Source organism: Dietzia cercidiphylli, assembly GCF_014145145.1.
Classification (GTDB): Bacteria; Actinomycetota; Actinomycetes; order Mycobacteriales; family Mycobacteriaceae; genus Dietzia; species Dietzia natronolimnaea.
The window spans coordinates 1-7,147 of the sequence record NZ_JAALEA010000139.1 but is presented as its reverse complement, the minus strand read 5'-3'; the positions used below and the strand labels follow the sequence as shown (position 1 = coordinate 7,147).

Genomic DNA, 7,147 nt, shown 5'->3' with positions numbered 1-7,147 from the left:
TTCCCTGGTTGATCTCAAGCAGATCGTCGGCGAGGTCACCGCGAAGGGTGCGAGTGTGCGGTTCGTCCACGAGCGGGCCACCTACGCTGCCGGTGCCCAGGATCCTCGAGCCGACCTGATGCTCTCGCTACTCGGGGCGTTCGCAGAGTTCGAGCGGGCCATCATTCGCGAACGCCAGGCCGAGGGTATCGCCATCGCCAAGGCGAAGGGCAAGTACAAGGGACGCAAACGCGTCCTGACTGAGGAGCAGATCGACAAGTCCCTTGCCCGTATCGAGGCGGGGGAGGGGCCGTCAGCTATCGCCCGGGATCTCGGGGTGGGTCGATCCACGCTCTACCGCGCACTCCAGCGGGTAAGGAAGTAGGGGCCGCCGACGCGTCGCGTTAGCCGCGTTAGCCCTCCCACTGCGCGACGAAGCTCTTGAGGATCTCGTTCGCCCGGCGCAGCTCGGCGTTCTCCCGCTTGAGGCGCCTGACCTCAGCGGATTCGGCGGTCGACTCCGCTAATGCGGGGCTCGATCCCGCTTCGATCCAGTTCCGCAGGGTCGCCGGGTTCACTCCCAGCAGTGACCCGACGTGGGTACGAGCGGCGACCTTGAGCACTTCGCATCCGCCAGGTGCTCGTGGTACGTCCGGACCGCCCGCTCCCGGGTCTCGGAGTCGAACTTTCGTGGTGCTGCCATGGGTTCCAGTCTTCCTTGTTAGATCGGAACCCTCCGACAGATCCAGGGAGGTTCAAAACCGGCGAGCAGGGACCGGGTACTGGTACATCCACAACGCCGTCGACGACCACTCACGCCTGGCCTGCACCGAGCTGCTGGAAGACGAGCGCAAAGAGACCGCCGCTGGTTTCTGGAAGCGGGCAGGCGCCTTCTTCGCAGACGCCGGAATCACCGTGCGCCGGGTCCTGACCGACAACGGCTCCTGCTACCGCTTCCACGCGTTCGCCGACGCCCTCGGGCCGTAGATCAGGCACAAGCGCACTCGCCCGTACCGGCCGCAGACCAAAGGCAAGGTTGAGCGCTACAACCGCACGATGCTCGAGGAATGGGCTTACGCCGCCGCGTACGTCAGCGAGTCCGACCGCGCGGCTCGCCTCCCGGCGTTCCTACACCACTACAATTTCCACCGCGGCCACACCGCACTACGAGGCGCCTCACCCGCAGACCGCGTACACAACCTGCGTGGGCAGTACACCTAGTGCGCGCCCGGGTGACCACCACTCGCCAGTGAGACCGCCGCGAAACGTCCGTAGACCACCGCCACCGCCACTTACCGGCGAAAGTCACAATCACAACCCTGCATGGCCACAGGATTTCACGCCAGCCACCACACCGGGCTCCTGCCACGAGGATTGTGCAGCAGTCTCCTAGTAAGCGGGGTGGTCCAGTTCGTCGAGCACGCGCTGGGCGATGCGGTAGGCGGCGTTGGCATCGGGCACGCCGCAGTAGATCGCCGTCTGGAGCAGCAACTCTTTGATCTCGTCGTTGGTCAGCCCATTGGTACGCGCGGCCCGCACGTGCATGGCCAGCTCCTCGTGATGGCCGCGGGCCACCAGGGCGGTCAGCGTGATGAGTGAGCGGCTGCGCCGGTCAAGACCCGGACGCGTCCATACCGATCCCCACGCGTACTGCGTGATGAATTCCTGGAAGTCGGCGGTCAGATCGGTGATCGCAGCCGCGGCGCGATCGACGTGGGCATCGCCCAGCACCTCACGGCGCACGGCCATGCCGGCGTCGCGCACCCCGGCGACGGTCGTGGGAGCGGCAACCGCCTGCCCCGCGTTCGCGTGATCGCGGATGAGTTGGGCGACCTCTGACGGTTGCTCGGCCGGGGGCAGGTGCGCGACGCCGTCGAGGACGACGAGCCGTCCGTTCCTGACTCCGGAGGCGATCGCGGCGAGGTCGGCCGGCGGAGTTGGGACGTCGAGCAAGCCCGCTGCCGCGAGCACCCGGGGTCGGATCTCTCCGAGGCGTTCACGGACGTCGAAGTCCGCCAGCGCCTCGCACACCAGCGCATACCCTTCGTCGTCGGCGTCCTGTAGGGCGTGCAGCAGGGCCGCGCCGATCTCCGGTTCCCGCTCGAGGAATCCGGGTGCGAACCAGCGCTGGGCTGATCCCTCGATCATCGAGGGGGTGCCCGAGGCGCGCACAGACGCGGCTCGTCTCCGCCAGACGTCCGGCTCGCCGATCCGTGCGCCCGTGGATATCAGGACAGCGGAGTCGATGCGCGCGGGTGCGTCCAGCAGCAGCTGCAGCCCGACGGCGCCTCCCACCGAGTCGCCCGCGTAGGTGAAAGTGCTGGCGAACGTGTCGCGCTGGGCCAGTATGTCGTCGACCATCCCGAGGACACCGGCGGCTAGCTCGGCCATCGTGAAGGGCTCGGCCGAACCGGTGTTGGATCCGTGCCCGGGCAGGTCCCAGGCGAGTACCTCGAATCGATCGGTGAGTCCGGCGGCGCAGCGCGCCCACAGTGACTGAGCGGACGTGCCCAGCGAGGGCCCCAGGACGAGCAGGGGAAGGGCGGGCGACCCGCCGAGCCGGACGGCCGTGATGCGAGGGATGTTCACTCGTTCTCCTCCAAGAAGGTCTGGGCGCGCTCCACGGCGCCCACGATGAGGTCCCCGGAAAACCCGCGGTAGGTGGTCGGGTCGGAATCGGCGGTCTTGTCCAGCAGCCCGGCGATCGAGCGTCGCTCCGCCAGCACGCTGTCAGCCGACCGGTCGAGCATCGCGCGCATGCGCTCGGCGTCCACGTGCAGACCCTGCAGGAGCTCGGTGGTCTGGGACGCGGCGACGATGCTGCGTCGACCGAGCATGCTCAGGGTCGACCACTCAACGTGCCACGCGCCGTCCGGCCGCTGGTCGCCCGCGGTGGCCGAGGCGAGGTGCATCGTCGCGGCCAGAGCGGGGGCTCCCAGGGCCGCGCGGCGGACCAGCACGGACAAGATTGGGTTGTTCTTGTGCGGCATCGTCGACGAGCCGCCGCGACCCTCAGCCGCAGGCTCGGCCAGCTCGCCGATCTCGGTCCGCGCCAGGGTCGCGACATCGGTCGCGATGTGTCCCCACGCGTCCGTGCACGTCACCAACGCGTCGGACGTCCGGGTGGCCGTGGCCCGCGAGGTGTGCCACGGGCGGAGTTCGCGCAGCCCGAGGGCTGCAGCGGTGCTGGCGACCAGGTCGGCGCTGGTCCCCTGGGGATCCTCGTGCCCTCGCAGGTCCGCCAGTTCGGTGACCGCCGAGAGATTGCCGACCGCGCCGCCGAGCTGCACCGGCAGGAGGGAGCGGGCGTCGAGGACCAGATCGGCGGCGTCGACCAGGCCGTCGAGCCAGCCCGCGGCGACCGCACCGAATGTCGTGGGGACGGCGTGCTGGGTCAGGGTGCGGCCGACCATCGGCGTTTGGGCGTGCTGTGCGGCCAGACGGGCGAGAGCGGTCACCTGGGCGCGCAGCTCGCCGATCAGCCGTTCGAGCGCATCGCGTAGCGACAGCATGAGAGCGGTATCGAGGACGTCCTGGCTGGTGAGCCCGCGGTGAAGCCAGGCGGCGGCGGGCTGCGGAGCCCGCGACCGGAGCAGGCCGACGAGCGGGACGACGGGGTTGCCGCTGCCCTCGGCTGCCGCCGCGATGTGCGGCAGGTCGTCGACGGTGACGAGCGGGGCGAGGTCGGTGGCGGCGGCGGACGGCGCGAGCCCGGAGGCCATGAGAGCGTCCAGCCACGCGGACTCCACCCTGACCATGGCGGCGAGCAACGCTTTAGCACTCATCAGGTCGCCGGCGCGCTCGTCGCCGGGCCAGAACAGGTCGGTCATGGCGTTCAGTGTGCTGCCCCGTGGCCTGGGAAAGTCAGGAAGACGGTCTCGTCCCGGCCCTGCAGACGGATGTCAAAGGCATGGCCCTGCGCATCGGCCTCCGCGACCAGCGTGGCGCGACGGTCCGGGTTGAGGCTGTTGAGAAGGGGGTCTACGGCGAGAGCAGCCTCGTCCTCCGGCAGGTACGCGCGGGTGAAGAGCCGGTCGAGTAGGCCACGCGCGAACACCGTGAGTGCGAAGAACGGCGCGCCCCCTTCGACCGCGCCGGGCGCGATCGTCGAGAACGAGTAGTGGCCGGCGTTGTCAGTTGATGCCCGGCCCCAGCCCGTGAACGTCCAGCCGTCGCGGCGCAACGAGCCCGGCTGCTGGACGATCGCGCCGGACGCGTCCGCCTGCCAGAGCTCGATTAGCGCGTCGGGGACCGGTGCCCCGGAACCGTCGAGCACGCGGCCGTGGAACCGGATTGCACCCGGGCTGCTCGCAGGCACCAGTTCGGAGTCGCCGTCGTAGGGGAGTGCGTAGTGGAAGAACGGGCCGACGGTCTGGCCGGGCGTGGGGTGCAGGCGGCTGGTCATGAGTGGTCCTCTTTGTTCTCGGTCCAGGTGCGGTGGGCGCCGGTGAGCACGATGTCCCACCGGTAGCCGGTCGACCACTCGGGTCGCGTCAGGTCGTGGCCGTAGCGGGCGACGAGGCGGTCACGGGAGCCCTGGTCGGTGATCGACTGGTAGATCGGGTCCAGCGCGAGCAGGGGATCGCCAGGGAAGTACATCTGCGTGACGATGCGCTGCGTGAACTCGGTGCCAAAGAGGGAGAAGTGCACGTGGGCGGGACGCCAGGCGTTACGGTGGTTCCGCCATGGGTATGGACCCGGTTTAATGGTTTGGAACGAGTATCCGCCATTCTCGTCGGTCAGGCACCGCCCGGCTCCGGTGAAGTTGGGGTCGAGGGGAGCCGGGTGCTGATCACGTTGGTGGATGTAGCGCCCTCCGGCGTTGGCCTGCCAGATCTCGATCAGCTGACCCGCGACCGGACGTCCATCGCCGTCGACGACTCGGCCGGAGATCGTGATGCGCTCGCCGATCGGCTCGCCCGAGCGCTGAATCGTCAGATCGGCCTCGAGTGGATCGACGTCCCGGTGGCTGAAGCACGGTGACCACAACTCGACGCCTTCCGGATCGACCTGGTGCAGATCCTTGGTCGGATGCCGCAGGAGGCTGCTGCGGTACGGGGAGTAGTCGAGGCAGGGCCGGATAGCGGACGGGTCGGCGCCGGCGGACAGGTCGGCGATCTCGGCGCTGATCTCGGCTTGGGTCGATAGGTCAGGAGTGCTCACCAGCCCGACGGTAGGTGGTCGGGGCGTACGCTTCGAGCTATATCGTTCACTGAGTGAAAGGGGGTGACGATGGCCGGCAACACCTCCGACCCGGGAGCGAGTGTCGCCTCGCGCCTGCTGACCGTTCTCGGCGCCTTCGACGATGAGCACCGGGCGATGACGCTGAGCCAGATAGCGCGTCGGGCGGGTCTACCGCTGCCGACCACTCACCGATTGGTGGCCGAACTGGCCACCTGGGGCGGCTTGGTGCGGCGGCCGACCGGCGAGTACGTGGTGGGTCGTCGGATCTGGGAGCTCGCACTACTGGCGCCGACCCAGACCGGCCTGCGCCAGATCGCCGAGCCGTTCCTCCACGACGTGTACGGCGCGACGCTGGCCACCGTGCACCTCGCGGTGCGCGAGGGCGCCGAGGTGTTGTACCTCGACCGGCTGTCCGGCACGGCGTCCGTCCCGATCGTCAGCACCGTCGGCTCCCGACTGCCGCTGCACTGCACGGCGGTCGGGAAGGTGCTGCTCGCGCACGCGCCCGACGACGTGCTCGCCGAGACGCTCGGGTCATTGACCCGGATGACGCCGTTCACGGTGACCCAGCCCGGGCTCCTGCGCCAGCAGCTGGCCCGGGTGCGGCGCAACGGGTACGCGACAACGGTCGAGGAGATGTCCCTCGGGGCGTGCTCGGTGGCCGTCCCCGTGCTTCGAGACACCGCGATCGTCGCATCCCTCGGACTGGTGGTTCCCCGCTTGACGAGGGACAGGACCCGCCTCGCTGGAGTCCTCCAGGCCGCGGCGTTCGGTATCGGCCGGGAACTGGCGTCAGGCGGGTGATGGGAAGGAGATCTGACGCGGGCTAGAGGGACACAGGGGCCGACGCTGACCCATCTAGACCGATGTCCGGCGAAGTCGTACTTGAGGCATGAGAATCCAAGAAATCCGAACCCGACGAAATCCGGGACACACCAATGTCTCCATCAATCCCGTGGGCCGCTCCCTCCATCGGGGAACTCATCGCTCATCTCCGAGTGTCCACCCGAACGGGAACAGTCCAGTGATTCAGCCTCGGTGACTTTGATGTGTCAGGCCGCTTCGGGTAGATCCTTTGAGGCGGTGGTTTGTGGTTCGGTCCAGGCCTGGGCTGGGCGCGGTAGCTACTGCTGGATCGTGGTATGAGAATTCAGAAAATCGAACCCCACGGAATCCGGGGCACACCAATGTGCCCATCAAACCCGGGGCACTTCAGAAGCGGTATTGCTCGCACCACAGCCTTGACCTAGAAGGGCAGGAATGCCAGCCATGAACTTTTTACCGCCCTGCCCACGGGTGCGTAAGCGCAGCGTGCCGGAGATGGATGCGGCATCGGAAGCCCCGATGGCAGGTCACAGCGCGTGAGACATCCGGGCCGTGGATTCGCCGCTTTGGCTGTGGCCGTACTGGTGACTGTCTTAACAAACATGCCGGTGTTTCTCCTTGGGGCGCTGGCCACGGAGATCACCGCAACAATCCGCGTCCCGGCCTACGGGATCGGCCTGGCGGTAGGGGCCTACTGGGCTGCGGCCGCCCTCACCTCCGCGTGCACCGGTGTGATTGGTCGTGTGCTCAGCGAGAAAGGCATGGGCATCGCCGCCTTGCTGCTGGCGGTCGTGAGCCTGACCGGCAGCGCGTCCTGGATCTCTGCGTGGCCGTGGCTAATTGTATGGGCATCCCTGGGGGGACTCGGGAACGGTCTCGGGCACCCTTCCTCCAACCACTTGCTCGTCACGCACATCCCAGCCGCCTCGCGCGGGCTGGCCTTCGGGGTGAAACAGGCCGCGGTCCCTGTGACGGGGTTGGTCGCCGGCGTTTCGATCCCGTTGGTTGCGTTGACTCTGGGATGGTCCATGGCCTTCCTGCTGATGGCTGTACTGGGCATGCTCGTACTGGTCCCCGTGGCCCGGACCCGGACCATGCCGGTCGTTATGGGTACGACCCGGCCGGCGGGGCAATGGGATACACAGTTGCGTTCGGCGTT

General features: G+C 68.2%; 8 protein-coding genes and 1 pseudogene. 4 read left to right on the top strand and 5 right to left on the bottom strand.

Annotated features, from left to right (window positions below; all coding sequences use genetic code 11):
* On the top strand, positions 1-364 hold a 364-nt coding region (locus G6028_RS05810; RefSeq protein ID WP_182658311.1), incomplete at its 5' end, for a recombinase family protein.
* 28 nt (positions 365-392) lie between these two features.
* Here the strand turns inward: G6028_RS05810 and G6028_RS05805 are convergent.
* Complete coding sequence (locus G6028_RS05805; protein ID WP_182658310.1) at positions 393-602, bottom strand: transposase; 210 nt, start codon at positions 600-602, stop codon at positions 393-395.
* A 136-nt stretch (positions 603-738) separates the two neighbouring features.
* Here G6028_RS05805 and G6028_RS17605 point away from each other — a divergent pair.
* A pseudogene (locus tag G6028_RS17605) lies at positions 739-1,200 on the top strand (integrase core domain-containing protein); the annotation flags it as partial.
* Between the two features lie 168 nt (positions 1,201-1,368).
* Here G6028_RS17605 and pcaDC read toward each other — a convergent pair.
* Genes pcaDC through pcaH form a run of 4 tightly spaced genes read right to left on the bottom strand, consistent with a single transcriptional unit; the run spans position 1,369 to position 5,142 of the window.
* Positions 1,369-2,568, bottom strand: coding sequence for a bifunctional 3-oxoadipate enol-lactonase/4-carboxymuconolactone decarboxylase PcaDC (pcaDC, locus tag G6028_RS05790; protein WP_182658308.1), 1,200 nt, complete (start codon positions 2,566-2,568; stop codon positions 1,369-1,371).
* Positions 2,565-3,809: a lyase family protein gene (locus G6028_RS05785; RefSeq protein WP_182658307.1), complete on the bottom strand. Its 1,245-nt coding sequence runs from the start codon at positions 3,807-3,809 to the stop codon at positions 2,565-2,567. Before G6028_RS05785 ends, pcaDC begins: the two co-directional genes overlap by 4 nt.
* Before the next feature lie 5 nt (positions 3,810-3,814).
* Positions 3,815-4,384, bottom strand: coding sequence for a protocatechuate 3,4-dioxygenase subunit alpha (gene pcaG, locus G6028_RS05780; protein ID WP_182658306.1), 570 nt, complete (start codon positions 4,382-4,384; stop codon positions 3,815-3,817).
* A complete protein-coding gene (gene pcaH, locus G6028_RS05775; protein ID WP_182658305.1) occupies positions 4,381-5,142 on the bottom strand; it encodes a protocatechuate 3,4-dioxygenase subunit beta in 762 nt (253 codons plus the stop codon). The genes pcaG and pcaH overlap by 4 nt, the downstream gene beginning before the upstream one ends.
* Before the next feature lie 69 nt (positions 5,143-5,211).
* Here pcaH and G6028_RS05770 point away from each other — a divergent pair, with 69 nt between their 5' ends.
* Together G6028_RS05770 and G6028_RS05765 are read left to right on the top strand one after the other, a co-directional pair.
* Positions 5,212-5,967, top strand: a complete 756-nt coding sequence (locus G6028_RS05770) for an IclR family transcriptional regulator (RefSeq protein WP_182658304.1) — start codon at positions 5,212-5,214, stop codon at positions 5,965-5,967.
* A 623-nt stretch (positions 5,968-6,590) separates the two neighbouring features.
* Positions 6,591-7,147: MFS transporter (locus G6028_RS05765; RefSeq protein WP_182658303.1), on the top strand; the 557-nt coding region annotated here is incomplete at its 3' end.

Bases quoted from the DNA above. Each gene is read 5' to 3' on its own strand.
- G6028_RS05770 (WP_182658304.1), top strand. From the start codon at position 5,212: ATGGCCGGCAACACCTCCGACCCGGGAGCGAGTGTCGCCTCGCGCCTG.
- G6028_RS05785 (WP_182658307.1), bottom strand. From the start codon at position 3,809: ATGACCGACCTGTTCTGGCCCGGCGACGAGCGCGCCGGCGACCTGATG.
- pcaG (WP_182658306.1), bottom strand. From the start codon at position 4,384: ATGACCAGCCGCCTGCACCCCACGCCCGGCCAGACCGTCGGCCCGTTC.